The sequence below is a fragment of the Streptomyces sp. NPDC045998 genome (assembly GCF_056430285.1).
Genome location: NZ_JBWKLJ010000006.1, coordinates 397,228 through 423,721, shown reverse-complemented (window position 1 = coordinate 423,721; position 26,494 = coordinate 397,228). Strand labels below are relative to the sequence as shown.

General features: G+C 73.0%; 25 protein-coding genes and 1 pseudogene. 17 read left to right on the top strand and 9 right to left on the bottom strand.

Annotated features, from left to right (window positions below; genetic code table 11):
- Positions 1 to 108 precede the first annotated feature (108 nt).
- Entirely contained in the window at positions 109 to 573 is a 465-nt protein-coding gene (locus AC07FJ_RS20600; protein WP_479050789.1) for a hypothetical protein, read from the top strand.
- Positions 574 to 630: 57 nt separating this feature from the next.
- On the opposite strand, the gene AC07FJ_RS20595 is transcribed toward AC07FJ_RS20600, so the two are convergent.
- Positions 631 to 954, bottom strand: coding sequence for a hypothetical protein (locus AC07FJ_RS20595; protein WP_479050788.1), 324 nt, complete (start codon positions 952 to 954; stop codon positions 631 to 633).
- Positions 955 to 1,282: 328 nt separating this feature from the next.
- On the opposite strand from AC07FJ_RS20595, the gene AC07FJ_RS20590 reads away from it, so the two are divergent.
- The gene (locus AC07FJ_RS20590) at positions 1,283 to 3,172 is read left to right on the top strand and encodes an ATP-binding cassette domain-containing protein (RefSeq protein ID WP_479050787.1); all 1,890 of its coding nucleotides are present in this window, start codon (positions 1,283 to 1,285) and stop codon (positions 3,170 to 3,172) included.
- A gap of 245 nt (positions 3,173 to 3,417) precedes the next feature.
- Positions 3,418 to 5,091 (top strand): serine/threonine-protein kinase, encoded by a 1,674-nt coding sequence (locus AC07FJ_RS20585; protein WP_479050786.1) that lies wholly within the window; start codon positions 3,418 to 3,420, stop codon positions 5,089 to 5,091.
- A gap of 194 nt (positions 5,092 to 5,285) precedes the next feature.
- Here AC07FJ_RS20585 and AC07FJ_RS20580 read toward each other — a convergent pair whose 3' ends face one another.
- A complete protein-coding gene (locus AC07FJ_RS20580; RefSeq protein WP_479050785.1) occupies positions 5,286 to 5,882 on the bottom strand; it encodes a hypothetical protein in 597 nt (198 codons plus the stop codon).
- A gap of 65 nt (positions 5,883 to 5,947) precedes the next feature.
- Positions 5,948 to 7,057 (bottom strand): phosphotransferase, encoded by a 1,110-nt coding sequence (locus AC07FJ_RS20575; RefSeq protein ID WP_479050784.1) that lies wholly within the window; start codon positions 7,055 to 7,057, stop codon positions 5,948 to 5,950.
- Between the two features lie 206 nt (positions 7,058 to 7,263).
- Here AC07FJ_RS20575 and AC07FJ_RS20570 point away from each other — a divergent pair.
- Together AC07FJ_RS20570 and AC07FJ_RS20565 are read left to right on the top strand one after the other, a co-directional pair.
- Positions 7,264 to 8,183, top strand: a pseudogene (locus AC07FJ_RS20570) (NADP-dependent oxidoreductase).
- 36 nt (positions 8,184 to 8,219) lie between these two features.
- Positions 8,220 to 9,158 carry an AraC family transcriptional regulator gene (locus AC07FJ_RS20565; protein ID WP_361424905.1) on the top strand — a complete coding sequence of 313 codons (939 nt, stop codon included), beginning with the start codon at positions 8,220 to 8,222 and terminating at the stop codon, positions 9,156 to 9,158.
- Positions 9,159 to 9,179: 21 nt separating this feature from the next.
- Here the strand turns inward: AC07FJ_RS20565 and AC07FJ_RS20560 are convergent, their stop codons facing one another.
- Positions 9,180 to 10,379, bottom strand: coding sequence for a hypothetical protein (locus AC07FJ_RS20560; RefSeq protein WP_479050783.1), 1,200 nt, complete (start codon positions 10,377 to 10,379; stop codon positions 9,180 to 9,182).
- A 61-nt stretch (positions 10,380 to 10,440) separates the two neighbouring features.
- On the bottom strand, positions 10,441 to 10,836 hold the full coding sequence (locus AC07FJ_RS20555; RefSeq protein WP_479050782.1) for a GNAT family N-acetyltransferase: 396 nt from the start codon (positions 10,834 to 10,836) through the stop codon (positions 10,441 to 10,443).
- Positions 10,837 to 11,010: 174 nt separating this feature from the next.
- On the opposite strand from AC07FJ_RS20555, the gene AC07FJ_RS20550 reads away from it, so the two are divergent.
- Both AC07FJ_RS20550 and AC07FJ_RS20545 read left to right on the top strand, forming a co-directional pair.
- A complete protein-coding gene (locus AC07FJ_RS20550) occupies positions 11,011 to 13,347 on the top strand; it encodes a hypothetical protein (protein ID WP_479050781.1) in 2,337 nt (778 codons plus the stop codon).
- A gap of 9 nt (positions 13,348 to 13,356) precedes the next feature.
- The gene (locus AC07FJ_RS20545) at positions 13,357 to 13,767 is read left to right on the top strand and encodes a hypothetical protein (protein ID WP_479050780.1); all 411 of its coding nucleotides are present in this window, start codon (positions 13,357 to 13,359) and stop codon (positions 13,765 to 13,767) included.
- Between the two features lie 46 nt (positions 13,768 to 13,813).
- On the opposite strand, the gene AC07FJ_RS20540 is transcribed toward AC07FJ_RS20545, so the two are convergent.
- A complete protein-coding gene (locus tag AC07FJ_RS20540) occupies positions 13,814 to 14,671 on the bottom strand; it encodes a GNAT family N-acetyltransferase (protein WP_479050779.1) in 858 nt (285 codons plus the stop codon).
- Between the two features lie 255 nt (positions 14,672 to 14,926).
- On the bottom strand, positions 14,927 to 15,604 hold the full coding sequence (locus tag AC07FJ_RS20535) for a GbsR/MarR family transcriptional regulator (protein WP_479050778.1): 678 nt from the start codon (positions 15,602 to 15,604) through the stop codon (positions 14,927 to 14,929).
- Positions 15,605 to 15,787: 183 nt separating this feature from the next.
- Between AC07FJ_RS20535 and AC07FJ_RS20530 the strand changes: the two genes are divergently transcribed.
- The 8 genes from AC07FJ_RS20530 to AC07FJ_RS20495 all read left to right on the top strand — a co-directional run bounded on the left by AC07FJ_RS20530 (position 15,788) and on the right by AC07FJ_RS20495 (position 22,535).
- A complete protein-coding gene (locus AC07FJ_RS20530; RefSeq protein ID WP_479050777.1) occupies positions 15,788 to 16,996 on the top strand; it encodes a cytochrome P450 in 1,209 nt (402 codons plus the stop codon).
- Positions 16,993 to 17,229 carry a ferredoxin gene (locus AC07FJ_RS20525; protein WP_479050776.1) on the top strand — a complete coding sequence of 79 codons (237 nt, stop codon included), beginning with the start codon at positions 16,993 to 16,995 and terminating at the stop codon, positions 17,227 to 17,229. The genes AC07FJ_RS20530 and AC07FJ_RS20525 overlap by 4 nt, the downstream gene beginning before the upstream one ends.
- 180 nt (positions 17,230 to 17,409) lie before the next feature.
- Positions 17,410 to 18,966, top strand: coding sequence for an alpha/beta fold hydrolase (locus AC07FJ_RS20520; RefSeq protein ID WP_479050775.1), 1,557 nt, complete (start codon positions 17,410 to 17,412; stop codon positions 18,964 to 18,966).
- Between the two features lie 80 nt (positions 18,967 to 19,046).
- Positions 19,047 to 20,051 (top strand): metallophosphoesterase family protein, encoded by a 1,005-nt coding sequence (locus AC07FJ_RS20515; RefSeq protein ID WP_479050774.1) that lies wholly within the window; start codon positions 19,047 to 19,049, stop codon positions 20,049 to 20,051.
- 56 nt (positions 20,052 to 20,107) lie between these two features.
- The gene (locus AC07FJ_RS20510) at positions 20,108 to 20,515 is read left to right on the top strand and encodes a S1 domain-containing protein (protein WP_479050773.1); all 408 of its coding nucleotides are present in this window, start codon (positions 20,108 to 20,110) and stop codon (positions 20,513 to 20,515) included.
- Positions 20,516 to 20,636: 121 nt separating this feature from the next.
- Positions 20,637 to 21,179 carry a nucleotide triphosphate diphosphatase NUDT15 gene (locus AC07FJ_RS20505; RefSeq protein WP_479050772.1) on the top strand — a complete coding sequence of 181 codons (543 nt, stop codon included), beginning with the start codon at positions 20,637 to 20,639 and terminating at the stop codon, positions 21,177 to 21,179.
- The gene (locus AC07FJ_RS20500) at positions 21,176 to 21,847 is read left to right on the top strand and encodes an HAD family hydrolase (RefSeq protein ID WP_479050771.1); all 672 of its coding nucleotides are present in this window, start codon (positions 21,176 to 21,178) and stop codon (positions 21,845 to 21,847) included. Before AC07FJ_RS20505 ends, AC07FJ_RS20500 begins: the two co-directional genes overlap by 4 nt.
- A complete protein-coding gene (locus AC07FJ_RS20495) occupies positions 21,840 to 22,535 on the top strand; it encodes an SMI1/KNR4 family protein (RefSeq protein ID WP_479050770.1) in 696 nt (231 codons plus the stop codon). Before AC07FJ_RS20500 ends, AC07FJ_RS20495 begins: the two co-directional genes overlap by 8 nt.
- Before the next feature lie 24 nt (positions 22,536 to 22,559).
- On the opposite strand, the gene AC07FJ_RS20490 is transcribed toward AC07FJ_RS20495, so the two are convergent.
- Positions 22,560 to 23,480 (bottom strand): aminoglycoside phosphotransferase family protein, encoded by a 921-nt coding sequence (locus AC07FJ_RS20490; protein WP_479050769.1) that lies wholly within the window; start codon positions 23,478 to 23,480, stop codon positions 22,560 to 22,562.
- Positions 23,481 to 23,569: 89 nt separating this feature from the next.
- The gene (locus AC07FJ_RS20485; RefSeq protein WP_479050768.1) at positions 23,570 to 23,962 is read right to left on the bottom strand and encodes a hypothetical protein; all 393 of its coding nucleotides are present in this window, start codon (positions 23,960 to 23,962) and stop codon (positions 23,570 to 23,572) included.
- 319 nt (positions 23,963 to 24,281) lie between these two features.
- Between AC07FJ_RS20485 and AC07FJ_RS20480 the strand changes: the two genes are divergently transcribed.
- Entirely contained in the window at positions 24,282 to 25,199 is a 918-nt protein-coding gene (locus tag AC07FJ_RS20480) for an SGNH/GDSL hydrolase family protein (protein ID WP_479050767.1), read from the top strand.
- A 239-nt stretch (positions 25,200 to 25,438) separates the two neighbouring features.
- Positions 25,439 to 26,491 (top strand): glucose 1-dehydrogenase, encoded by a 1,053-nt coding sequence (locus AC07FJ_RS20475; RefSeq protein WP_479050766.1) that lies wholly within the window; start codon positions 25,439 to 25,441, stop codon positions 26,489 to 26,491.
- Positions 26,492 to 26,494 lie beyond the last annotated feature (3 nt).

The window sequence follows — 26,494 nt, the reverse complement described above, 5'->3', positions numbered from 1 at the left end:
GGGGTGGCCGTGGCGGGCGTCGTCGACCCCTGCGGATGCCGCCCCGGATCGTGCGCTCGGTACCATCACGCCGGGAGGCCGCAGTGGGCCCGGCCAGATGAGGGAGTCATGAGCGAGGACGTGCTGTCGATCATTCCGACCGATCCGCGGTGGCAGCCGGAACGCGATGCGGTCGACCAGCTCCTTTCCCTGGTCCGGGAACTGACTCCCGGAGTCGTCGAAGGTGACGCCGAGATCGACGTGACGTGGCACGACGAGATCACCGCCGTCGACTGCGGGGGGAACCTGGAGAGGATCGGCTGCCCCCTGTGCCAGGCGTCCATCGACACGGAGTGGTGGGCCGATCTCCTTGAGGCCCACTGCGACGACGGCTTCACGACGCTCGCGATCGAAGCCCCGTGCTGCGGGGGTTCCACCACTCTGGACGCGCTGGATTACGACTGGCCCTGTGGCTTCGCCCGGTTCGAGGTCGCCATCTGGAACCCCGATTACCCCGCGTTCGGCGAGGAGGAGCTCACGGCGCTGGCGAACCGCCTGGGACACCCCGTGAAGCAGATCCGGGCCCATATCTGAACGTGACGGCTGCGCAGCGGGCCAGCAAGCCCGCGGGTCAGCGGGGGCGGCTCGGCGTCACGGTGCCCACCGCAGTCGGAGTGCTTCGAGCTCGGAGCCGTGCAGCAGCGCCTCGATCAGGGCCAGTGGGCCGGCGACCTGGCCCTGCGCCCTTCGCGCCTGCTGGTACTCGTGGTACGAAATCTCGGCCGCCCCCTGCCCGTGCGCGCGCTCGTGCTCCTGATCCCGCTCGTACCTGGGGTTGAGCACCCAGCACGCGTCGGGCATCGCCGGCGGCATGAAGCCGGTCACGCCGTCGCCGCGCCGTTCGAGCAGCCAGTGGGTCGCGTCGGACGGCGCGAGCGGCCACAGGCCTGACAGCGGGTCGCGGTGCTCGGGCACGCGGGCACGCGGGCACGCGGACATGATGCGCCTTGCGGCCGGCGGCGCTCTCCCGGCCCCCTCCGGCCGCCCACTGACCGTCCTCGGGCCGCCTTCTGGCCGCTTTCCGGCCGCCCGCGGGAGCGTCACCCGGGCGAGCGGCCGCCCTCGGCGTTTTGGCCACTGCCATGCGGAGCCGGGCCCTTTGCGCGGTATGGGTCGATGCATCGCACATGCTCCGCCACGCGCTCTATCTCAAGGTTCACGGTCCGTCCGAAACACAGGTGTTCGAAATTGCGGTGGCGTCGTTGATCCTCACGACCCAGCCGCGACCGACCAGGGAGGCCACGTGACCTCGGCCGCAACCCACGAGAAGCAGGACACCTCGCCGCCCTTTCCTCCTCCGGCGGAGATCACCTACAGCGGGCAGTACTCCGTCAACCCGCTCGCCGAGGTCTCCTTCCGGCGCATGTGCGCGCAGATCCCGAACGTGCTGCGCGGGATCGCCCGGCTGTCGTGGAGGGTCGACCGGCGCGCGGTGCGGCTCCTGGTGCTGTGCCAGGCGCTCACCGGTGTTTCGGCCGCCGTCCTGCTGACCGCGACCGCCGAGGCCATGGAACCGATCCTCTCGGACGACGCCGTCGCCGACCGGCTGCGCAGCGCCCTGCCCGCACTCGTGGTGGTGGCCCTCGCCGCCGCTCTCGGTCGCGGAGCGGGATCCGCGGCCACCTACGCCGAGCGGCGGATCACGCCGCGGCTGACCACGGAGATGGACACCGCCCTGGTCGAAGCGGTGTGCCGGGTCGAGGCATCCGCCTACGCGGAGGACGGGTTCTCGGACCGGCAGGAGGCCGCCGAGATGGGCGTGATCCGTACGCACGTGATGGTCGGCGACGCCCAGCGGTTCGTATCCGCCCTGATCCGCATGGCCACCGCGGGCGGCGTCCTGTCGGTGCTGAACGTGCTGATGCTGCCGCTGCTGTTGCTCGCCGTCCTCCCGGCCGGCATCGGCGCCGTCCTGACCGCCCGGGTGGACTACGAGACCCACTACGCCAACGTGGCCGACCGCAATGTGCGCGGCATGATGCGGTGGTGGTCCACGACCGCGAAGTACGCCGACGAGGTCCGCGCCAACTCGATGACCGACTACCTGGTCTTCTGGTACCGCGCCCTGTCGGACCGATGCGATCGCCGTACTCTCGCCGCCACGCCGCGTACCCTGCGGATCTCCCTGCTCTCGTCGCTGGCCGGCGGCTTCTTCCTCGTCGTCACCTGGGGAGCGCTGGCCTGGCTCGCCGTGACCGGCCGGATCGAACTCGCCGTCGCCGCCACCGCCGTCGTCGCCGTGCAGACGACGCTCGCCGCCCTGTCGCAGGTCGTCCTCAACGGAGCCGCGGTCTTCCACACCAGCCTGTACCTCGGCGACATGCAGTCCTTCCTCGACGACGCGGCGCGCCGCGCGCCGAGGCGCGGCCCCCGTACCGTGACCGCCCCGGTCGAGGAGATCACGGTCGACGAAGCCGTCTACCAGTACCCGGGCAAGGACAAGCCCGCCGTCGACGGCGTGTCCCTCACGCTGCGGCGCGGCGAGATCCTGGCCATTGTGGGGGCCAACGGCTCGGGCAAGTCCACCCTGACCCGGCTGCTGACCGGGATCTACCTGCCCGACAAGGGCAAGGTCACCTGGAACGGCACGGACCTCGCCGACGTCGATCCCGCCACCGTATGGGCGCACACCGGTCTCGTACCGCAGATCTTCGCCCAGTGGCCGCTGCGCGTCCGGGAGAACGTCACACTCGGCCAGCCGCGCACCCACGGCGACGGACCCGTGTGGGACGCCGTCGACGCCGTCGGGCTGCGTGAAGCCGTCGAGGACCTGCCCGCCGGGCTGGACACCCTCCTCGCCCGCGACGTGTTCGGCGGATCGGAGCTCTCCGGCGGCCAGTGGCAGCGCATCGCCTGTTCGAGGGCCCTGTACCGCCGTCCGGGCCTGCTGATCCTCGACGAGCCGACCTCGCAGATGGACCCGCGCGGTGAGCACCAGATCTTCGAGCGGATCAAGGCCATCGCCGCCGAGCGCATCACCATCGTGGTCACCCACCGACTGGAGAACACGAAGATCGCGGACCACATCGTCGTGATGGAACACGGGCGGATCACCGAACAGGGCCGCTACGACGACCTCGTCCACGCCGGCGGAACCTTCGCCGAGCTTCTGGAGCTGTCGCAGGACCGCTGACCGGCCCGCCGGGCGGGCGCTCCGCGGCAGCAGGAGGAGACCATCGGAACCTGGCGTTTCCGGCCCTTGGACGCGCCGCCTCAACCGACTGCCACTCGACCGACCGCCCGCCGTGTACCAGTCCCACACCGCGGCACCGGAGTTGAGGCCCTCACCCTCGCCCGGGTCCGCGGTCGCGGTCGCGCCCTCGACCGCGGCCGCGGTCGAATGCCGCAAGGAGGTGCGTTCGTTGGCATGATGAGGCCATGACGATTCACGGGGGACAGCAGGACCCGACCAGTTACGAGCTCCAGCCGCCGGGACCGGCGGTTTCGCCGGCGCAGCCGCCGTTGCCTCCACCGGGACCGCCGCAGCTGGCGCCGCATGTGCAGACGGAGGTGCAGACGGAGGTGCCGGGCAGGGCCGGCGAGACGGGCCTGCCCGGGCCGGAGGCCGGGGCGGGGCGGCTGGTGGGCGGCCGGTACCGGCTGCTGGAGCGGCTCGGTGCCGGAGGCATGGGGACCGTCTGGCGGGCGCGCGACGAGGTGGTGGACCGCGACGTGGCCGTCAAGGAGCCCCGCCTGCCGGACACGCTGACCGCCGGCGAGCGCCACAACGCGCACCAGCGCATGGAGCGGGAGGCCCGCGCGGCGGCCCGTATCGACCATCCCGCGGTCGTCACCATCCACGACGTCGTCACCGAGGACGACAGCCCCTGGATCGTGATGGAGCTGGTACGCGGCCGGTCCCTCGCCGACCTGCTCGACGAGGGCACGCTCCCCTCGCCGGAGGCCGCGCGGATCGGTGTCGCGGTGCTCGGCGCGCTCTCCGCCGCCCACGAGGCCGGAGTGCTGCACCGGGACGTGAAGCCCGGCAACGTCATGGTCGGCCGCCACGACAGGGTCGTCCTCACGGACTTCGGCATCGCCCAGGTCGAGGGCGAGCAGAAGCTCACCGAGACCGGTGGCTTCGTCGGCTCCCCCGAGTACGTCGCCCCCGAGCGCGTACTGGGGCGCAGGCCGGGGCCCGAGTCGGACCTGTGGTCCCTGGGCGTGATGCTCTACCAGGCCGTCGAGGGCGTTTCGCCGTTCCGGCGCCAGACCACCCCGTCCACCCTCCAGGCGATCCTGCTGGCCGAGCTGCCGCCCACCCAGCACGCCGGGGACCTGGGGGACGTGATCCGCGGACTGCTGCGAAAGGAACCGGAGGCCCGGCTGTCCGCCACGGAGGCGCTGGCGATGCTGCGTGCCGCCGCGGCGCCCCGCGCGACCCGGCCGGTCCAGGACACCGCCCGCTCCGCCACGGCACCCCCCGGCTCCGGCGGGCCCCTCGCGGCCGGCGACGGCTCGGCGCGCAGGAAGTGTTACGCGCTGGTGGCCGCCGCCGCCGCGGCGGTGCTCGCGCTGGTCACGACGCTGGTGTTCCAGTTCACCGGGGAGGAGCTGCCGGAGGGGTGGAAGCGGTACGACGAGTACCGGATGCAGCTCTCCGTCGCGGCGCCCGCGGACTGGAAGATCACCACCGAGGACGCACTGGACAACCAGGCGGGCCCCTACACCGCGACCCGCTACACCTCGCCCTCCGGTGACACGTCGATCCTGGTGGACGAGTTGAAGAACGTCACCGAGACCCCGCTGGCGACCGCGGAGCGTTGGAAGCGCGAGTACACCGAGGCCACTCCGCCGCAGGGCGGTCAGCCGGCGGTGGCGGCAGTGAAGCCGGACAATCACCAGGGCCGGGACGCCGCGCTGTTCACCACCACCCACAGCGTGGAGGCCGAGGGCACACCCCGCCGTCTGAACAAGACCCTCGTCGTGGTCACCTCCCGTCAGGAGCGGCTCACCCTCACGGTCTCCCTGCCCGCCGGGAAGGAAGCGGAGAAGAAGGCCGACGAGCTCCTGGGCAAGGCGCGGTCGGAGTTCGAGATCCGCGACCTGTGACGGACGTCCGGCGGGCCGTCCTCCCCCTCCACCCGGAGGGGGAGGCGGCGCCGGTACCGGACGATCACCGGTTGCGTGCCGCCTGCCGGGTCGACGCTCACTGGAACCGGGGGGTGTGCCCGAGCCGCGCCGGCCGCGGGGCAAGCGGTCACCTTCACGGTGGAGCAGCCCGAACAGGCCGCGGCGAGGCGCTGTCAGATCTTGCCCATGTGCTCCACCGTGCGGTGCCCCAGGCGCCGCCTGAACGTCGCGTAGAAGTCGGTGGACAACGGCGGCCAGCCCCAGAAGTCGAAGGCAAGGGCGCCCACCGCGAAACCGGATTCCCACTGCCACTCGGTGACCGGCACCGAGGCACCGCAGGCAGGACAGGGGGCGCTCCCCTCCCCCGTTTCCTTCCAGGTGGCGATGGCGGCCTTGAACGGCTGCCACACCTTCTCGTCCGCCGCGAACTCCTCCGGGTAGTCGATGAACACGGTCCTGCCGCCACACCGCGGGCAGACGGCGTACTCGGCCTCGTCCGCTCCCTGGCCACCGACGTGGTAGTCGCGCCCGACGATGACGGCGACCGGGCCCGGCAGCCAGGACGGGTCCGATGGGTCCGCGACGGCCCGCGCCCAGGCGGGGCCCGGCACGTAGCCCTGGTCCACGGTCGTGCTGTACACCCCGGTGCTGGTCAGTTCCTGCGTGATGAGTCCCTCGCCGACCATCCAGGCGACCATCCGCTCCGCGAGCGGCCCGGCCTCCTCGCCGGTCACCTCGACGTCGACGATCCGCTCGAAGAAGTCGCCCATCGTCTCCGCCTCCCGCCACGTGCACCGTGCACCGTGCCTGCCGGGGAATACTGCCAGTCCGACTTCTACGGCCGCTTCGCGGGGACCGGCCGGAGCCCGGGCCAGCGCGTGAGCATGGTGCGGCGCATGCCGGCGGTGAGGCTGCCGACGCCGCTGAGAGAGGGGTGGCCGGCGGTCATCCCGCTGACGACACCGAGCCGGTGGACGACCCGTTGCCGGGCCGTCACCGTGCCCCACTTCCAGTCCCCGCTCGGAATCCGCGCCAGGTGGTCCTCGCTCCCGCGGCGTGCCCGCTCGACGAGCGCGTCACCGCGGAGCAACCAGCCGACGCACGCGTCGGCGAGGCCGTCGTGGGCCTCGCGGCCGTCGTGGACCTCGGAGCCGTCGTGGGCCTCGCGGCCGTCGTGGACCTCGGAGCCGGTCACGGTGCGCCACGCCTCGCGGTAGGCGTACTCCGCCCGTTCCAGCAGGGGTTGGGCCGCCGAAGTGACACACCAGCAGGTCGGAAAGCCGATGCGCAGATAGGCCAGCTCCATCAGGCCGCTGCCCAGTGAGGCCTGCTCGAAGTCGACGAATCGGACGCCCGTCGCGGTGTGGAGGTCATTCCCCGGACAAGGATCGCCGTGGAGCAGCGCGTGCCCGGGGGCGTGTGCGAGCCGGCTCACGAGGGCGTGGAGTTCCTCGGGAACACCGGGCGGGACAGGCGTCTCGAGGGCCGCGGCCAGCCTGAGGAAGGAAGCGACGTCGGCCTCGTTCGGGCCCTGCCATCGGGGCAGCACCCCCGTGTCCCGCGGGCCGGCGGTGGCGTGCAGGCGGGCCAGCGCGGCCGCGTAGTCGACGATCCAGTCGCTGGACGGGCGCCGGTGCTCCAGATGCTCCAGATGCTCCAGATGCTCCAGATGCTCCAGCACCCGCTCGCCGGGGTCGGTGGCCAGCAGCGCGGGCACCACGGGCGTTTCGGCACGGGCGGCGAGGCGCAGGGCGGCGACCTCGCGGGCGTAACGCTCGTCGGCATCGGGGCCGTCGACGATCTGCTTCACCACCGCCACTGTCTCCGGCAGTTGGACGCGCCACACGCGCGAGCGCGGGCTGCTGCCCAGTCTGCGCCAGTAGCGGGATGATCCCAGCTCGGCCCGTAACCCGTCCCCCCACGCCGGTGCCCGTCGCGACCACATGGGCCCATCCTTCCACGCGGCCGCGGGCCGGTGGGCCCGGGCTGAGCCCGCATCGGATGGCCAGGACACCCGCTCGGCGAGACGCTGGGACATCTAAGGGAGACAGCGGAACATTCACCCGCTCATTGGATCTTCCTAGAGTCGAGGCATCGAGAAGCGGCCGGACAACCTGCCGCTCCAGCAGTCGACTTGAAGGAGCACCCGCCATGCGCGCTGTCGTCCAGAAGACTTTCGGCGGACCCGAGGTACTGGAGGTCGTCGAGACCGAACGCCCCGCTCCCCTCGGCGCCGAGGTGCTGATCCGCGTGCACGCCGGCGGCGTCAACCCGGTGGACGCGGCCGTGCGCTCCGGCGCCCTGCCGCTGCTCGGCGAGCCGCCGTTCGGGGTCGGGTGGGACGTCTCCGGTGTCGTCGAGGAAGTAGGGCCGGGGGCACGGTTCAAGCCCGGTGACGAGGTGTTCGGCATGCCGTTCTTCCCCCGGGCCGCCACCGGGTACGCCGAGTACGTCGCCGTCCCCTCCCGCCAGGTGGCGCGCAAGCCGGCCGGTCTCGACCATGTGCAGGCCGCCGCCCTTCCCCTGGCGGGACTGACCGCCTGGCAGGGCCTGGTCGACGCCGCGCGGTTGGAGGCGGGCCAGCGGGTGCTGATCCACCGGGCGGCGTGGGGCACCTGGCCGTCCAGATCGCCAAGGCCCGGGGCGCGCACGTGATCGCCCTGGCGAGCGAGCCGAAGCACGCGTTCGTACGCTCCCTCGGCGCCGACGAGGTGATCGACTACCGCACCACCGACTACGCCGTGGCCGTCCGGGACGTCGACGTCGTCTTCGACTCCAGCTCCGAGGGCACCCGTTCCCTCGAAGTCCTGCGCCCCGGGGGCACCCTCGTCAGCATCATGGAGCACTGGAACCGGGATCTCGCCGCGCGGATCGAGGCGGCCGGGCGTCGCTTCGCCGGTGTCTCCGTCGAACCCGACTACGCCTCCCTGGAGGCCATGGCCGCGCTCGTCGACTCCGGGCTCCTTCGCCCCCACATCGCCGAGACCTTCCCGCTCGAAGAGGCGGCCAAGGCCCATGAACTGGTCGGCTCGGGGCGCGTGCAGGGCAAGGTCGTCCTGACCATAGCCTGAGCCCGGCAGGGAAGAGAGACGCGGAGGTGTGGTGCGATGGACGTGCTGACAGAGGCCCTGAACTCGATGAAGACCCAGGTGCCCACCTCCGTACGGACCGAGGGCCGGGCGCCGTGGGGCCTGCGCCTGCCCCCGGCGGCGGGCGCGGGATTCCACGTGGTCCTGCGCGGGACGTGCTGGCTGGTCCCCATGGACGACACGGTGCGCCTGGAGCCGTTCGTCCTGAACCCCGGCGACGTGGTGTTCCTGCGCAACGGCCCCGGGCACGCGCTGGCCGACCACCCCTCCACCCCCGCCCATGAGGAACGCCCCGACCAGTTCCACCCCGACGGGCCCATCGGCACCGTCACCGTCGGCGGCGACGGCCCCCGTACGACCCTGCTGTGCGGGAACTACCACCTCGACCAGGCCCGTCCCCATCCGCTGGTCCGCCAGCTCCCCGAGGTCGTGCACCTCTCCACCGGGCTCGGCCACCACCCCGAACTCAGCGCGGCCGTCGGCCTCCTCGCCGCCGAGTTGGAGAACCCGCGCATCGGCTCCGCCGGCATCGTGCCCGCGCTGATCGAATCGCTGCTGCTCTACATCCTGCGCGCCTGGTTCGAGTCCCAGCCCGCGGCCACGGCCACGGGCTGGGCGGCGGCGCTCACCGACCCGGCCGTCGCCCCGGCGCTCGCGTCCCTCCACGAGAAGCCCGACGCCCAGTGGACCGTCGAGTCCCTCGCCCGGTCCGCGGGCCTGTCCCGGGCCGCCTTCGCCCGCCGCTTCACCGCGCTCGTGGGCGAGCCGCCCATGGCGTACCTCACGCGCTGGCGGATGACCACGGCCGCCACGCTCCTGCGCGAGTCGGAGGTGCCTCTGACGACCGTGGCCGCCCGCACCGGATACAGCTCCGAGTACGCCTTCGCCAAGGCCTTCAAGCGCGAGTACGGGCTGGCGCCGGGCGGCTACCGCCGCCAGTCCCGCAGCGCCGCCTAGGGGTGTCGGCGGGCGAGCCCGCTACCGCGGTGGGGGCGCCGGGGTGTGCAAGGCCTCGACCCTGCGCCGCAGCAGCTGCAGGGCGCCGCGCTGCCGCCCCGGGACCCGGCCGCGCAGTCTGACGAGGGCGGGGGCCAGCGCGCGGGCGGCCTGGGCGTCGCGGAGCTGTTCCCACTGGTGGTGGGCGCGGTCGACGGCGCCTTCCACGTCCGGGTGGTCCGGGGCCTGTTGGCGCTGGAGGCGGGCCTCGGCGGCGGCGATCCACAGCTCGCAGCTCCGCGCCGCGTCGTGGGCGAGGCGGGCGAGGTCGGCGCGGACCTCCAGCCAGTGGATGACCTGCGGCGAGCCGGGCCCGTACGCCTGCAGGGCCTCCTGCTCGCACGCCTGAGCGGCGGCCTGGGCCTCTCCGTGGCGTCCGGCCTTCGCGGCGCCGAGGATCGCGGGCAGCGGGTCCGGCGTACCGCCGGGTACGGGCGGTACGGGCGGTACGGGTGTCACGTGCGCTACCGGGGCCGCCGGGACCGCCGCTTGCGGGGGCACAGCGGGCCCCTGCGCCGTCCCGGCGCCCGACGGGGGCTCGGCGGCGAACAGCAGGCTGCCCTCGGCACCGGCCTGCACCGCGGCCTGGGCGTGCAGGTCGGCGAGGGACGGGCGCGCTCCGCTGCGCCAGATCGACGTACAGGCTCTCAGGTAGTCGGGTGTCGCGAGCGTACGACGGTCCGGAGGTGGCGCGACGCGCCCGTAGACCCGTATCCCGTAGCCGAGCGCCAGCTCGGACGGCCGCGTCGCCAGCCGCTCCCACACCGCCGCGTCGGCGACCAGGTCCACGACCACCACGGTCGTGCCGGGGCGGCGGAGCTTGAGTTCGCCGGTGATCCAGTGCCAGGGCAGTGCGGTGTAGCGCAGGGTGGAGGGTGTCGTACGGGCGAGCGCGAAGTGCGGCAGACGCTGCTTGTGGTCCAGGTGGAGCTGGCCGGTGATGTAGAGCGCCAGCGGCCCGGGTGAGGCCACGGCGGCGCGCAGACGGGTCAGCACCGCCTGCGGTTCGAGTGGGTCGGCGAGTTCGACGAGCGTCGCCGCGGCCGTTCCCGTCAGTGCCGCCGGAGGTACCGCCGCGAGCGCCGGCAGGACGCTCACCGCGTCGATGAGACGTCCCTTGCCGACGGGTGAGGCCGCGAGGACGAGCGCCGTCCCTGCCCCATCGTGCCCATTGATCACCACGTCAGCACCGTATCGGCTCCGCGTGGAGGGACGGCAACCGGAGGGCCGGGGCCCGCCGCGCTCACAGGGCGATCAGTCCCGCTCGCGTCTCCGTGAAGCCGCAGGCGTCGAAGTAGAACGGACGCAGGTGCTCCTCGAAGTCGACGTGCAGCCACGCGCACTTGGCGGCACGGGCTCCTTCGGCCGCGGCCGCGACGAGCGCGGCTCCGACCCCTCTCGACCGGAACCGCCGGGCGACGACCGTGTCCAGGAGGAAGGCGTGGGCCCCGCCGTCCCAGGCGACGTTGACGAAGCCGATCAGAGCGCCGTCTTCCCGTGCGCAGACCCAGCCGAGGCTGTGGCGCTGGAGGCGGTCCCGCCAGTCGGTCCGTGCGACGGGGTGGCCGAAGCCGTCGGCGTGCAGCGCGTTGAGGGCGGTGTTGTCGACGTCGCCCCGCCACTCGTACGTGATCGTCACACCCCGATCGTACGTCTGTGCCTGCCCCGCGCGACGTGCCGTACTCGTCAAGGGAGTTGTCGCGCATTCGGCTGACACCCGGCCGCCCGCTTCCTAGAGTACGGAGTCTCGGATCTGGCGGGGGTGGGTGCCGTGGGACGTGCGGGTGACAGAGGGAGGATCGTCTTCCTCTGCGTGTTTCTGATCGTGCTGGGCGGCCCGTGGACGCGTGAGGCGCTCATCGCGTCGTGGCCGGAGAACCACGTGCTCTCGCTGGTCCACCAGGCGCTGTTCGTGCCTCAGTGGGACCTGTCGCCGGAAACCGACCCCGTGGCCCGCGAGGTGGGCTGGCCGGCCAACCTGGGGACCGTGGCGCTGCTGGCCGGGGTCGTCCTCGTCGTTCCCCGGCTGGTCGCCCGCGGTCCCGCGACAGGCGTACGGTGGGCCGCCGCGCTGGGGGCGGGGGTGTTCGTCTCGGTCCTGAGCATGGTGGTGTCCTGGACCGTGGTCGCGAACGCCGGGCCCGGCGTGTTCCTCGCCTACGGCCGGGACGCCGACGGCATCCTCGTCACCTTCCTCGTCGACGGTCTGGTCTTCGGCGTACTGCTGGGCCTCCTGATCGCGTTCCTGTACGCGGGTACGTACACGGCCGCGCAGGCCCGGGGCCGGACGGCCTCACGTATCCGCGCACCGCGCGCACTCCGTGAACGGAGCACCGCCATGACGCACGTATCCCCGGACGTCCCCGATGCCGTCGCGACCGGCGCCGGGCCGAGGGACGCCACCCGCTACCTGTGTGCCGCCGCGTACACGGACCCGGCCTTCGCCCGCCGTGTGGTGGAGGACGTGCTGGGGGACGGGCTCGGTGCGATCGCCGTGTCGCCCGGGGTCGATCTGGTGCCGGTCGCCCGGCACAGCCTCACCGCCCGGCGGCTGCGCCGGCAGCGGGACCGCGAGCTGACCGTGGCCTTCGGCGTCATCGCGCTGTTCGGTCCTCTGTGGCTGGTCTTCGCCCGGGTGGCCTTCGGGGCCCTGGGGTCGGCCGCCCGGCCGCGGGCACGGCAGCATGCGGTACGCGGACGGGAACTGCCGTACGCGTCCGGGGCCGTGTGGCGGCTCGCCGGCACGGCGGTCGCCCTCCTCCTGGTGGGCGTGCTGGTGGGTACGTGGTTGTCGTCCCTGCCGCTCCCCGGCCTGGTGAAGTGGCTCGTCGGCGGCTACTCGTGGGGCATCTCGTCGCTCGTCGCCGTCATCGTGGGCGGCGTACTCGCGCTGCGTACCGTCACCGCCGAGGAGGCGGACGTCGACGCGCGGCTGCGCGGCGCGCTGCGGCGTGACGCCTTCGACCCGGAGGCCCTGCCACGGCCGGGCGCGGTGGAGCCGTGGGCGGCGGAGCGGATCGCGGCGGTGGCGGAGGCCCAGCGCGGCAACGTCACGTGCTACAGCGGCTTCTCGCCGTTCATCGGGTACGGAAGGCAGGAGTCCCAGTGGACGCTGTCGTTGCCGCTGCTGCCGGCCGAGCCCGCGCCCGGAGCGGGACGGCACGAACCGCCGGCGGGCGTCGCCGACTTCACCGCCTGGGACGTGGTGGAGCGGTTGCGTCACCGGCTGCGCGCGGCGGCGGGCGGCCTGCCGGTCGTCCCCGGCCCCGGCCCCGGCCCCGGCCGGCGGCATGACGACGGGGCGCCGGGCGCCGGGGCTCGGGATGCGCGGCTCGTGGGGCTCGCCGTGGAGGACCGGGTGTTCGTCAGTGGGCGGGAACTCACCGAGGACGGGCCCTTCCTGCCCGACCCGCTGCGCGCGCCCGTCACCCGGCTTCCCGCCGAGGAGCTGGAGCGCATCGCCACGCACCCCGACGGGGTGGCCCGCCACTGCCTGGCGGCTCACCTCCCCCTGTGGGGCGGCGAGGTCGTGCCCAGCCACTTCCTGCACGTGGCGGTGGTGGGCAGGACGCTCCACCTGCGCTGCGAGCGCTTCGTCCTCGGGCCCGTACGGCGCGATCTGCACGCGGTCGACGTGCTTCTGCGCAGCCCCGACGACGCGCGTCTGGCGCTGACGGTCAAGGCGCTGGGGCGTACCGGCCCGGCGCTGTGGGGCGCGCCCCGGTCCTGGCTGGCGGACGTCCTCGCGGAGCGCCGCCGGGCCCGCCGACTGCTCCACGAGCAGATGGCGGCGGACGACGACCCCGCTTACGACCGGGGCGCCCGCGTGAGCGTCCGCGAGGAGGTCCAGGGCCCGGAGTACTTCCACCACTTCCAGTTCGGCGACGCGCAGCGCGTGCTGAACGCCCTGGACCGGCACGCCCTCGCGGCCGTCCGGGACTTCCTGGACGAACACGGCGTGGACACGGCCGACTTCCGTAGCCAGACGCAGACGATCCTCAACCACGGTGTCCTGCAGACGGGCGGCGTCAGCGTGGTGGGGAACCAGGCTGTGGGCCAAGGCGCCCAGGCGACCGCGGAGTCGGCCACGGCCACCGCCGCACCCGCGGCCGGGAACCCGGCGCGGTCCGGTGGCCCCGCCCAGCGATAGGAGAGGCACGTGTCCGGTCAAGCTCCCCAGTCCCCCTCCCCCGACGAGCCGTCCCGCGTGCTCAACTTCGGTGTGCAGCAGTACGGCGGTCAGAGCCAGGTCGCCAACCAGGCGGTGGGCCCGCACGCGCGGGCCGTCGCCGGGCACGTCTCCATCCAGCCGCCCGGAACGGACCAGCGCGCCCAGGTGGACGCCCTGCTGCTGCTCGTCGAGCGCCTGCTGGACGAGCACAGGGCCGCCCTGCCGGACCAGGAGTCGCCCCGGGCCGAGCTGCGCAGACTGCGCGAGGAGCTCGATGAGGACGCTCCCGAGCCCGGGGTGGTACGGCGGGCCCTGGAGCGGCTCGCGCTCTTCGCCCAGCCCGCGGCTCCCCTGGCGGCGGCCGTCGCCGAACTCACCCGGGCGTTCCAGTCGTTCTGAGCCCGACCGGCCGGTTCGATCGGCTTTCGGCCGGCAATCGGCCGGCTCATGTGAAGTCGTAAACGGTCCAGTCGGTGACCGGGACGTAACCGAGGCGCTGGTAGAGGGCGTTGCTGGTGGGGTTGGCCGCGTTCGTGAACAGCACGACCTCCTCGGCGCCCGCGGCCAGCGCGGCCCGGCTCACCTCGACCGTCACGGCGCCCGCGTAGCCGCGGCCGCGCAGGTGGGCCGGGGTGTGGACGGGGTCGACCTGGACCATGCCGGCGACCATCGGGTTGGCGCCCGCCATGGAGACGGGCGTGCCGTCCGGGGTCTCCCAGAACGTGTAGCGCTTGTCGGCGAAGCGTGTGCCGGCCCAGGAGGCGGCGTCGATCGAGACGTCCTCTCCGACGTCCGCGGCGAACTCGGCGCACCAGCGCATGAGCCGGTCATGGTCCCGCTCCCCCACGAGCCGGCCCCGGCCCGCCGGAAACGGCGTGGGCGGGGTGAGCGTGCCGAGCCGGTACAGGCACAGCCGGACGCGCGGAACCGGCTCCGCTCCTGTGTGCCGCCGCCAGGCCTTTGCGAAGGCCGTGGCGGTGCCGTCGTCCGCGCTGACGTAGGGCAGGGAGTGCCCGAGGGCGGCCAGGTGGGCGGCGAGGCCGTCGGCCTGCTCGGGGGTGAGGGGGGTGAGGCCCAGGCCGCGGGAGGGAAGGCGGTGCAGGGTCGCGAGGACCTCGCCCGTCCGCTCGAGGTGGCCGAAGAGGGTGGCTTGCGCGCCGGAGGCGTCCGCGCCGCGGGCGCGCAGCCTCGCGATCACGGTCAGCGGCATGATGTGCGGGACGGGGCGCGAACGCAGGAACGCCCCGGCGTGGGCGAGGAATGCGTCGACGTCTTCGGTGAGGTGCCAGCGATCCGGGCGCATGCCGCATGATCCCCGCCGGGCTCGCGTGAGGGCAAGGCGCGTGCGGTACGGGCGAACGCCGCCGCGCTTGACGCTCGGGGCGGCACGCCACCGCGTACCGGCACCGGCTGCCGGCGCCTCAACCGCCGGCGAACGCGGCGAGCAGCGTGTCCGCCCGGAGCAGGAGTTCAGCCGTCATGGTTCCCCGTACCGTTACGGAGACTTCCTCGCCTCCGACGGCGCGCGGGGCACACCATGGCCTCGGGTACCGAGCCTTCACCCCAAAAGGGCCCGCCACCGGTCCGCCGAGTCCTGCATGTCGAGGACCACCCGCTCCAGGAATCTCCCTCCCTTGGACAGCCGCCGTCCCGCGGGCTCGTCGGGGCCGAGCGTCTCCGCCGCCGCCATCGCGGCCTGGGCCACCTGGAGCGTCTGGCGCGCGCTGACCTCGATGGAGTGGTACCAGGCCTCGTCGTCGACCACGTAGACGTCGCGCCGCCGTCGCGGATCGCGCTCGCGCCGGACGAAGCCGTGCTGGACCAGGAAGTTCACGGCCACGGAGACGGAGGCCGGGCTGACGCCCAGTCTGCGGGTCAGTTCGGCCGCGGTGCGTCTGCCGTCCTCCGACAGGAGCAGGTCGACGTGCACGCGCGCCGTCATCCTCGACATGCCCGACCTGACCGCCAGTTGGATGATCTCCTCTTCCACGGGACCGCCGCCCGGCGGGCGGCCCGCCCGCGCGGGTCCCGGCCTGCCGCGCCGCGCTCGCCGGGCCGTGGCCCGCTGGGCGTGCTGGGGCCGGTAGTCGCCGGGGCCGCCGTTGCGTCCGATCTCCCGGCTGATCGTCGAGGCGGAGCGGTCGAGCCGCCTGGCGATCTCGGCGTACGAGAGTCCGTCGGCGAGCCCGGCCGCGATGCGCTGGCGGTCCTGCTGGGTCAGTCGTCCTCCTGGCATGTCGCGAGTATCGCCTTCGCCGGGCGTCCATTGCAACGTGTCGTTGCATTCGACGCCAGCGCCTTGCATCAATTTGCCTGTGCTGACCTGCAGTTATTCTCCCTTGCCGATTGACGGCCGCACGAAGGCGCCATAGCTTTCAGGCAACACCGAACACGTCATATCGCGACTTGAGGAATGGCTATGGATAAGTCCCTCCACACCGTCACGACCCTGCCGACGGCGCGTCCCCCCGGCTGCCCCTTCGACCCGCCCGCGGAGCTGACCGAGGCGCACCGGCACGGCTCCATCAGCCGCTACACCCACCCCGGCCCCGCCGCGAAACCCGGCTGGGTGATCACCGGCTACGACCTGGTCAGGCAGGTCCTGGCCGACTCGCGGTTCAGCTCCCGCAAGGAGCTCATGAACGTCGTCGACTTCGAGCTTCCTCCGGCGCCGCCGGGCGAGTTCCTCCTCATGGACGAGCCTCGGCACGGGCGCTACCGGAAGCCGCTGGTGGGCAAGTTCACCGTACGGCGGATGCGCCTGCTCACCGAGCGCATCGAGCAGATCACCGCCGAACGCCTGGACGCCATGGCCGCGGCCGGGCCGCCGACGGACCTCGTGACCGCGTTCGCCAAGCCCATCCCCACCATGGTGATCTGCGATCTCCTGGGGGTCCCGTACGAGGACCGGGGCTCGTTCCAGGAGCAGATCGACACCTTCATGGGCGGGGAGGCGAGCGACGAGGAGCTGATAGCGGCCTACACCGCGACGCAGGAGTACCTGGCGGAGCTGGTGGCCGCCAAGCGGGTGCACCCCACCGACGACGTGCTCAGCGAACTCACCGAGACCGACCTGACCGACGAGGAGCTGAAGGGAATCAGTCTGATCCTGCTGGCGGCCGGGTTCGACACCACCGCGAACATGCTGGCGCTCGGCACGTTCGCGTTGCTGCAGAACCCGGAGCAACTGGCCGCGCTGCGCGACGATCCCGCGCTCACCGACGGGGCCGTGGAGGAGCTGCTGCGGTACCTGAGCGTCGCCAAGACGTTCATGAGGACGGCGCTGGAGGACGTCGAGCTGGGCGGCCACACCATTGAGGCCGGCACGACGGTGGTCCTGTCGTTGCACGCCGCCAACCGCGACCCGCAGCGCTTCACCGATCCGCATGTGCTCGACCTCCACAGGCCGTACGGCGGGCATGTGGCCTTCAGTCACGGCATCCACCAGTGTCTCGGGCAGCAGTTGGCCCGCGTCGAGATGCGGGTCGCGTTCCGCGCGCTGGTCGACCGCTTCCCGACGCTGCGCCTGGCCGTACCGGCCGACGAGGTGGTCCTGCGCCCGGAGACGGCGGACATCGCCGGGGTGAAGAGCCTTCCGGTCACCTGGGACGAGGAGGGGTCGCGGTGAGGCCGGCGGCGCGCGTGCGCGTCGACCGTGAGCGCTGCATCGGCGCGGGGATGTGCGTGCTGACCGCTCCCGAGGTCTTCGACCAGGATCCCAACGACGGCCTCGTCCTCCTGCTGGACGCCGAGCCGCCCCCCGCCCACCGCGCGGCGGCACGGATGGCCGCCGGTCTCTGCCCCGCGAGGGCGCTCGCGTTCCACGAGCCGGAGTCCGGAGGCCTCGGGACGGCGCGGTGACCATCGGCGTGTGCGGTCGTTCACCAGCGCGCAGCCCCCACACCGACCGGACACGCGTGCACGCGCGTACGCATTGATGACGGATGCCGCCCCATGCCCCTGCCCATGCCCCTGTCCCCGCAGGCACCGCCCGCAGGCTCCCCGTCTCACCGACGACGCCGCCGCCGTGGCGTGGTGGCCGTGGCCGTGGCCGTCGCCCTCGGGCTGGCCTGGTCCGCGACGCCGTCCGCGGCGCCCCGGGCCACCGCACAGGCGGTCGTTCCGCTGCCGCCCGTGCAACGCATCGCGACCGAGCCCGGGGTGACCCTCGACGCCATGGTGTACGCCCCGGCCCCCACCGTACGGGCCCGGGGGGCGCGCCCGCCGCTGTTGGTGATGCCCGGGACGTGGATCGCCGGCAGGCTCCCCTACCTCCTCGAGGCCCGCCACTACGCCGACGCCGGCTATCTCGTGGTGGCGTACTCCCCACGGGGGTGGGGCTCGTCCACCGGCACCATCGACACGGCGGGGCCCCGCGATGTCCGTGACCTGTCCGCCGTCATCGACTGGGCCGTACGCGGTCAGGCGGTCGACCCCGAGCGCATCGGCGTCCTCGGCTACTCCTACGGAGCGGGGATCGGCCTCCTGGGTGCCGCCGCCGATCCGCGGATCGACGCGGTGGCCGCGATCGGCGGGTGGGCGGACCTGGAGGAGGCTCTGCTCGGGCGAACGACGGAGGAGCGGGCCAAGATCGCCGTCCTCGCGGCCTCCGCCCGCCTGCTGGGGCGTCCGTCGCCCGAGCTGACGGCGTACGCACGGGAGGCGCTCACCGGGTCCGTCACCGCGGGCATGCGGACGTGGGCGCAGGCGCGGTCACCGCGACACCACCTGGAGGCGCTCAACGCGCACCGCCCCGCGGTCTTCCTGGTGCACAACTGGGGGGACATGTTCGTCGCCCCTCCCGCCCAGATGGTCCGCTTCTTCACTGCCCTGCAAGGCGCCAAGCACCTGGAGTTGCGGCCGGGTGACCATGTCGAACCGCTGGTGTACTGCGGCCTGAACCTGCGGATCGCCCCGTGCCGACGCGCGCAGCAATGGCTCGACACCTACGTCCGGGACCAGAGGGCCACCGCTCGCGAGCCCCGCCCGCTGCTCGTACGGCCCCGCCTCGGGCACGGCGACGAGGGCTACACCGGCTGGCAGGCCATGACCGGTCGGCGGCCGGCGCTGCGGCCGCTGGTGCCGCGTACCGCCACCGTCCGCACGGGCGTGCTCACCGGTGCGGAGGCGGGCCTGCCGGGCCTGTCCCCCACCCTGGACAAGCACGGCCTGCCGCAGCCGGTCGTCATGCCGCTCCTGCCGGGCGCGGGGGCGGCCGTCTGGGACCTGCTCCCCGGCCGGCCCACGCCCCTGGCGGTACGCGGGACACCCTCGCTGACCCTGTCGGTCACGCCCAGCGCTGCGCGGGGAACGCTGTTCGCCTACCTCTACGAGGTGGAACCCCTCGGTGTCGGGCGGCTGATCGGCCACGTGCCGTTCACCTTCCGCGACCGCGTCCCCGGGGTGCCGTTCACCGTGGAGCTGGAGATGGGGGCGACGGCGTACGACGTTCCCGCCGGCAACCGGATCAGTCTGGTGGTCGACACCACGGACCCCCTCTACCGGCAGCACAACCCGCCGGGCGCCCGCATGTCCCTGACCCCGTCGCACCTGACGCTTCCGCTGCGGGCCGGTGCTCCGGCGCTCGGGCGCCGCTAGCCGATGAGCGCGCCACGGGAGCCGTCTCCACGTACAAATCCCTTTGTCCGCCGCACCGCCGCCTCCCTAGCATCGTCCGCATGCGGCGTACGATCATCATCGGCGACATCCACGGCTGCTTCGACGAGTTGCTCGAACTGCTCGACGAGGTCGACATCCAGCCGGACGACCTGCTGGTCAGCGTCGGTGATCTGGTCGACCGCGGTCCGGCGCCCGGTGCGGTGGTCGGGCTCTTCCGTGAGCGCCCGAACTCGGTCGTGGTCATGGGCAACCACGAGCGCAAGCACGTACGCGGCGTCCTCTCCTACGCGCAGGAGATCACGCGCTTGCAACTGGGCGACCAGTACGCCGAAACGGTCGACTGGATGCGGACTCTGCCGTACTACTTCGAGAACGAGCACGTCCGTGTCGTCCACGCCGCGATGCTGTCCGGCATTCCTCTGGCCGACCAGCGGGAGGAGATCCTCTGTGGCTCGACGAGGGGTGAACGCGAGCTCACGGCGCTGTTCCCGGACGGCTCGTGGCACGAGCACTACACCGATGCCAAGCCGGTGGTGTTCGGCCATCACGTCACCGGCCGGGAACCGCTGATCCGCGACGGCAGGATCTTCGGTCTCGACACCGGTGCCTGCCACGGCTGGAACCTGACCGCCCTGTGTCTCCCGGGCTTCACAATCCACTCGGTGCGGGCGCGCGCGGACCACTGGTCGGCGGTCAAGCGCCAGTGGCAGTTGCCCGTCCTGAAGACCAGGCCCTGGCACGACGCCACCTGGCGGGAGCTGGCTGACGCGGCAGAGCGGTTCTCCTCCACATCCGACCCAGCGGTACACCGGTGGCTGGAGGCACTCCAAGAGTGGGCCGCGGGTCTGCAGGCGACGTTCCCCACCCTGGTCGCCGCAGCGCATCGAGCCGCCGACGGGCTCGCCCCGGACGCGATGCGCCGGCATCCTGCGGCGAAGGTTCTCTTCCAAGCCCGTAGCGGCCGTCTCGACCAGACCAGTCTGGCCAGGCAGTGCCCGACACCGGGCCGGACGATCGAACTGGCAGCCGCGCTGGGGCTGGTACTGAGCGACCTGCCCCACTGAACCCACCCGGTACGCGATCCTCTCAGTGATCCGGACGAGGGTGCGATGATGCGGCGGTGGTGACGGACGAGGAGTGGGCGGAGATACGGAGGGGCCTGCGCTTCGGTCAGGTCTTCGAGGGCACGGTGGTGAGGGTGCCCCGGCCCGGCGCGATCGGGATCTTCGTGGACATCGGCCTGGGCGTCGGGGGCTTCGTCGACGTCGTGTTGCTGCTGGAGGAGAGTGAGCACTGGCCGGCGGAGGGGACCGTCACCACGTTCCAGATCTGGTGGGCCGACGACCGTCGGCAGGTCCGGCTGAAGCCGTCCGATCCCCGGTACCTGCGACGGGACTTCGCGGAGTTCGTCGCCCGCTTCCGCCCCGGTTGGCCGTCCGACATCGGACAGCCCATACCCGAGCCCCGGCCTCCGAGCCTCGATGAGCTGCGGGACGCACTGCGGCAGAGCCCGGAGCCGGGCCTTTAGTAGGTTGAGGGGCCACCCATGACGAGGGTGGCTCAGCGGGCATGCGAGGGGAACGATGGGGCGCACAGGGCGCGTGGGCGGAGGCGGTTCGGGTGAGGTGCACCACGACGGACCCGCGGCGGTGACGGGCACCTCGGCGCAGCCTCCCCGGCCGGTCGTCGGGGTCGGAGCCGTACTGCTGCGGCCCGACGGCGCCGTGCTGATCGGGCACCGGATCAAGCAGGGCGAGCCCGCCTCGTGGTCTCTGCCCGGAGGTCACGTGGAGGCCGGGGAGAGCTTCGAGCAGGCCGCCCTCCGGGAGACCGTCGAGGAGAGCGGCATCACGGGGGCGGGCGGCGCGCGGGTGTTCGCCGTGGCCCTGCACACCGAGGGCGACCGCGTCCACATGACGGCGGGTGTGCTGGCCCGGGTCGCGGCCGAGGACGCCGTCGCCTCCGTACGCGAGCCGGAGGTCTTGGACCGGTGGGTCTGGGCCCGGCCCGAGGATCTGCCCGCGCCGCTGTTCCCGCCGAGCGCGGCGCTGCTCGCCGCCTGGCTGAACCGGCCCGCCCCGGACGGCTGGGCCCTGTACCCGGCGGCCGCGCAGGCCGCCCCGGAGGTCCCGGACGGCCCGGACGCCCCTGACGCCCCGGAGGTCCCGGACGACCCAGGGGCGGGGCGTTGAGCCGCCTGCACGTGTTCGACATGGACGGCACCCTGCTGCGCGGCACCACCGCCGGCCTGGAGATCGCCCGCCGCCTGGGCTGCCTGCCGGAGCTGGTCCGGCTGGAGGCGGCCTTCGCGTCGGGAGCCGTGGACACGCGCGGGTTCGCGTCCGAACTGTGCGTGCTGTGGCGGGAGCTGGCCGCCGAGACCGTGGCGGACGTGTTCGACGGCGCTCCCTGGATCGGCGGGCTGGCGGAGGTGGTCGCGGACATCCGCGAGCGCGGTGAGCACAGTGCCGTCATCACCATGTCCCCCGACTTCTTCGCCGGGCGCCTGACGGCGCTCGGCGTGGACGAGGTCATCGCCTCCGGTTTCCCGCCGCTGCCGTTGCGTGCGGCACCCGACCCGGCGCGGATCCTCACCCCCGCCGACAAGGTCCTCGTCATGGACCGCATCCGTACGGCGCTCGGGCTCGACCGCGACTCCTGCGTCGCGTACGGGGACTCGGGCTCCGACATACCCCTGTTCCGCGAGCTCACCCACACCGTGGCGGTCAACGCCGACGGCGCCCTGCGCCGTCTCGCCCGCTACCGGTACGACGGTGACGACCTGCGCGAGGCGTACCGCACCGCCAGAAGCGCCATGGGGCGTTGTCAGTGCGTGGCCGTAGGGTGCGGGCATGGCTGAGACGTTCGACATCCACGCCGGGCTGACCGGGGCGCTGCGCGACCGCGCGGAGGCCTGGCCGTTCATCGCCGGCTTCGCCGCGTACTGGCAGCAGCCGCTGCGCCCCGGCGACGGCTGGAGCCCGGCGGAGGTGGCGGCCGCCGAGCGGCGCCTGGGCCTGCGCCTGCCGGCGGCGCTCCGGGAGGCGTACCTGCGTTTCGGGCGTCGCGAGGACCTCACCAGCAACCACGACACGCTGCTGGCGCCCGAGGAGTTGTACGTCGTCGACGGCGCGCTCGTCTACCGCGTGGAGAACCAGGGCGCTGCCTGCTGGGGCGTCCTCCTGGACGAGCTCGACGGCGACGACCCCGGCACGGTGATCCGGGCCGACCTGGCGGACGCGTCGCGGGAGCGCTGGGAGCCATGGGATTCCAGCCTGACCGCCGCGTGCGTCGAGATGGTCATGGCGGAAGTGGTCCTGTTCCCGGACGGGTTCTCCGACTACCTGGAGATCGAGGAGCAGGAGAGCGAGGAGGTGGAGCGGCGGTTCCGGGAACTGCCGCCCGTGGGTCGCGGGACGCGCTGGTTCGCCGGCGAGGACGTGCTGATACGGGAGGTCGAGGGCTCCTTCCTGTATGCCCGGGCGCGTACGGAGGCGGCGCTGGAGGGGCTGCGGGAGGCGGTGCCGGGAGACTGGCTGGAGGGGTGAGAGAGGTCCCCGGCGGGAGCGCGGTCACACGGGCGACACCGCGGCGCGTTCGTGATCGGCGAGGATCTCGTGGATGACGTGCCGTGCGATCGACGCCATGGCCGGGTTCGTGTCCCGGTAGTACCGCAGTTCGAGGAGCGCGGTGGACAGCGCCCAGCCGCGCCCCCGGGCCCAGGAGGCGTCGTCGGCCCGGACGGCGTCCCGGAACGTGCCGCGGGCCTCGGCCGGCAGGACGTACCAGGCGGCGATCAGGTCGACGGCGGGGTCCCCCAGGCCCAGGCACCCGAAGTCGATGACGGCGCTGAGCCGGCCGTCGACGGTCAGCAGGTTGCCCGGCTGGAGGTCGGCGTGGATCCAGACCGGCGGGCCGGACCGGGCGGGGGCGCGTAGAGCCGCGTCCCATACGCCGGTCGCGCCGTGCGCCGCCTCGGGGCCCAGGGTTCCGTGCAGGTGCGCGATCGCGGCGCGGGTCTCGGGGTCCCTCGCGGCCAGGGGTTCGCTCCGGTACGAGGCGGGGCCGCCGGCGGTGTCGAGGCCGTGCAGCGCGGCGGCGAACTCCGCGAGGTCGCGGGCGAAGGCGTGGGGTGCGGCGAGCCGCCCGGGGGTGGGGTTCTCGCCGTCGAGCCAGCGGTAGACGGACCACGGCCACGGATAGCCCTCGGCGGGGTGCCCCTTGCCCAGCGGTACGGGGATGGGTACGGGGAGCTCCGGGGCCAGCCGCGGGAGCCACGTGTGCTCCCTCGCCACATCACCGGCCGCCCCCGCCGTGCGGGGCAGCCGGACGACCATGTCCTCGCCCAGCCGGTACATGGCGTTGGACGTACCCGCCGAGGCGACCGGCGCGACCGGAAGCCCTGCCCACCGCGGAAACCGCGCACTGATCAGGCGGTGTACGAGCGTCTCGCCGGTGTCCGGCTCGTCCGCGTGCATCTTCGCGGCGCACATGGGTTCCTCCAGGGGTGGGTTCGGGGGCGGGGCGGCCGGGGCCGGGCTCTCGGGCCCTCGGCCTCTCGGGCTCTAGAACCTCTCGGGCTCTAGAAGAGGCCGACTCTGCTCGGCGGGATGAAGACATGAGCGGCCCGGTGCTCGGCGGCGACCAGCTCGTAACCGGTCGTGCCCTTCCGGGCGAGCCATCGCTGGTGATCGGCGCAGCGCGCGCAGCCCCCGAGCCAGTCGGGCAACAACTCCCGGTGGGCGGTCGCCAGATGGTGTGCGAGACGGATCTGTGAGCCCGGGCCGCTGTCGAACGGGTCGTAATCCACGCCGGGTTCCACGGTGAGGCTGAGGATGTCGATCTCCGCCAGGGTGCGTTTCATCGCCGAGTAGATGCGGACACAGTCCGCGCAGTCGAACATCCAGGCGGGGGGCAGGGGCCACTCGTCATCGGGATTGATGCCGCCATCGGGATTGACGTCGTCGGTACTCATACCCGTCACCGTAGGAGCTGACGGCCACGGGGTGGGGCCGCTTGCCGATGTTCGAGCGCCGCATCGAAGAGCCCGGCGACGAGGGGCTCGGGCAGACAAGTATCCGATTGAACCACTTCCTGCGAGATCCCTTGACGGGCCGTCACTCCGACCTCATATTACGTGCCAGTACAACTGATCAGTAACTGCGCGCGCAGTGCCCTCGCGGTGTCATGGGGCAGGCGGACGGGCCCGCCTCGCCTCCATGACGCCGTGCGCCTCGCCGAACCGTCCCGACCGCCAACGGCAGGCGCTCCCTCCCCACTTGAGAGGCACCGTCATGCGATCAGTTCCGTCGAGCCGCCGTACCGGCGCACCCAGCCGCACCCGCACCCGCACCCGCACCCGGGCCGTCCTCACCCTCACGGCCACCGCGGCCGCCCTCGCCACCGCGGCCGGGGCCGGCGCGAGCCCCGCCGTCGCCGAGGAGGCCGCGGTCAACCGCTATGTCGCCCTGGGTGATTCGTACGCCTCGGGAGCCGGCGTACCGGACCAGACCGACTCCACCTGCACGCGCTCCAGCCGCAACTACCCCGCGCTGCTGAACGCCGCGCTGACGCCCGCCGCCCACAAGGACGTCACCTGCGGCGGTGCCACCACCGTGCACCTGACATCGGCGCAGCACGCCTCCGCGCCCCCGCAGTTCGACGCGCTCAGCGCCGACACGGACCTGGTCACCCTCACCGTGGGCGGCAACGACATCGGCTTCGCCAACATCATCGTCCGCTGCGTGAGCCTCGGCCTGTTCAACATGTCGGGCTCGCCCTGCAAGACCAGCTACACCTGGACCGGAACCGACCGACTGGCCCAGACCATCAACGCCACCGCCCCCAAGATCGCCGCCGCCATCCAGGGCATCCGCGAGCGCTCCCCGCAGGCGAGGATCCTGATCACGGGCTACCCCGCGATCCTGCCGGACGACGGCACCAACTGCCCGTCGGTGGTCTCCATCGCCAAGGGCGACGCCCCGTGGCTGCGCGACACCCACAAGCGCCTCAACAGCATGATCGCCGCGCAGGCCGCCGCGCACGGCGCGGTCTACGTCGACACGTACACCAAGTCCATAGGCCATGACGCGTGCAAGCCGGCCGGGACGCGCTGGATGGAGCCGCTCAGCACGAACGCCGCCGCTCCGTTCCACCCCAACGCCGCCGGTGAGCAGGCCATGGCCGACGCGGTCCTCGCCGCCGTCGACTGAGCCCCCGGCCCCACGGCTTCCGCCGGCTCGCGCAGTCGCGGCGAGCCGGCGGATCGGCGGATCGGCAGATCGGCGGGCCGGCGGGGGGCGGGTGGCGGAGGCGTGTCCGACGCGTCCCGCGGACTTTTTCGGCCGTTTGGCACCCTTTGGTCGGGTACCCGCGATAAGCCAGGCGTGGTGCGGCGGCCGCGTGCTCCCGGCCGCTGCACCTCGAGTTCCGCATGCCCAGGGAGAAGCCGATGCGCGCTGTCACCGTCCGTCCCTCGTCCCCCCGGTCCCTGGAGGTGAGGGACGTCCCCGAGCCGGTGCCGGGCCGTGGCGAGCTGCTGGTGCAGGGGCTGGCGGTGGGGGTCTGCGGCACGGACAAGGAGATCCTGGCCGGCGCGTACGGGTGGGCTCCACCGGGCGAGGAGCGGCTGGTGCTGGGCCACGAGTCGCTGGGGCGGGTACGCGAGGCCCCGCCGGGCGGCGGGTTCGAGGCGGGCGACCTGGTGGTCGGCGTGGTGCGTCGCCCCGACCCGGAGCCGTGCGGGGCCTGCGCCCACGGCGAGTTCGACATGTGCCGCAACGGCCGCTACACCGAGCGCGGCATCAAGGAGCGTCACGGGTACGGCAGCGAGTCCTGGACCGTGGAGAGCGACTACGCGGTCAGGCTCGACCCCGGCCTGGAGGAGGTCGGCGTGCTGCTGGAGCCCACCACCGTGGTCGCCAAGGCGTGGGAGCAGGTGGAGCGCGTGGGCGGCCGGGCCTGGTTCGAACCGCGGCGCGCCCTGGTGACGGGGGCCGGGCCGATCGGGCTGCTGGCCGCGCTCCTCGGCGTACAACGCGGACTGGAGGTACACGTCCTCGACCGGGTGACGTCCGGGCCGAAGCCGGACCTGGTGGCCGGCCTCGGGGCGACGTACCACAGCGAGGACATCGACCGGGTGACCTCCTCCGTTCGGCCCGACGTGGTGATCGAGGCGACCGGGGCCGGGCACCTGGTCTTCGCCGCGATGGCCGGGACGGCCACGTACGGCGTCGTGTGCCTGACGGGCGTGTCGCCCCAGGGGCGGCAGCTGTCCGTCGACGCGGGCACCATCAACCGGGAGCTGGTCCTGGAGAACGACGTGGTCGTGGGCTCCGTCAACGCCAACCTGCGCCATTACCGCCACGCCGCCGAGGCACTCGCCAAGGCGGACCGGGGCTGGCTGGAGCGCACGATCACCCGGCGGGTGCCGCTGGAGCGCGCCGAGGAGGCGTTCGCCGCGCAGGACGACGACATCAAGGTCGTCATCGACCTGACGGGCTGAGCC

Coding starts and splice junctions, on each gene's coding strand:
- AC07FJ_RS20480 (WP_479050767.1), top strand. CDS start 24,282: ATGCGATCAGTTCCGTCGAGCCGCCGTACCGGCGCACCCAGCCGCACC.
- AC07FJ_RS20600 (WP_479050789.1), top strand. CDS start 109: ATGAGCGAGGACGTGCTGTCGATCATTCCGACCGATCCGCGGTGGCAG.
- AC07FJ_RS20575 (WP_479050784.1), bottom strand. CDS start 7,057: ATGTGGTCGCGACGGGCACCGGCGTGGGGGGACGGGTTACGGGCCGAG.
- AC07FJ_RS20585 (WP_479050786.1), top strand. CDS start 3,418: ATGACGATTCACGGGGGACAGCAGGACCCGACCAGTTACGAGCTCCAG.
- AC07FJ_RS20485 (WP_479050768.1), bottom strand. CDS start 23,962: ATGAGTACCGACGACGTCAATCCCGATGGCGGCATCAATCCCGATGAC.
- AC07FJ_RS20535 (WP_479050778.1), bottom strand. CDS start 15,604: ATGCCAGGAGGACGACTGACCCAGCAGGACCGCCAGCGCATCGCGGCC.
- AC07FJ_RS20580 (WP_479050785.1), bottom strand. CDS start 5,882: ATGGGCGACTTCTTCGAGCGGATCGTCGACGTCGAGGTGACCGGCGAG.
- AC07FJ_RS20515 (WP_479050774.1), top strand. CDS start 19,047: ATGCGGCGTACGATCATCATCGGCGACATCCACGGCTGCTTCGACGAG.
- AC07FJ_RS20540 (WP_479050779.1), bottom strand. CDS start 14,671: ATGCGCCCGGATCGCTGGCACCTCACCGAAGACGTCGACGCATTCCTC.
- AC07FJ_RS20530 (WP_479050777.1), top strand. CDS start 15,788: ATGGATAAGTCCCTCCACACCGTCACGACCCTGCCGACGGCGCGTCCC.
- AC07FJ_RS20565 (WP_361424905.1), top strand. CDS start 8,220: ATGGACGTGCTGACAGAGGCCCTGAACTCGATGAAGACCCAGGTGCCC.
- AC07FJ_RS20475 (WP_479050766.1), top strand. CDS start 25,439: ATGCGCGCTGTCACCGTCCGTCCCTCGTCCCCCCGGTCCCTGGAGGTG.
- AC07FJ_RS20495 (WP_479050770.1), top strand. CDS start 21,840: ATGGCTGAGACGTTCGACATCCACGCCGGGCTGACCGGGGCGCTGCGC.
- AC07FJ_RS20490 (WP_479050769.1), bottom strand. CDS start 23,480: ATGTGCGCCGCGAAGATGCACGCGGACGAGCCGGACACCGGCGAGACG.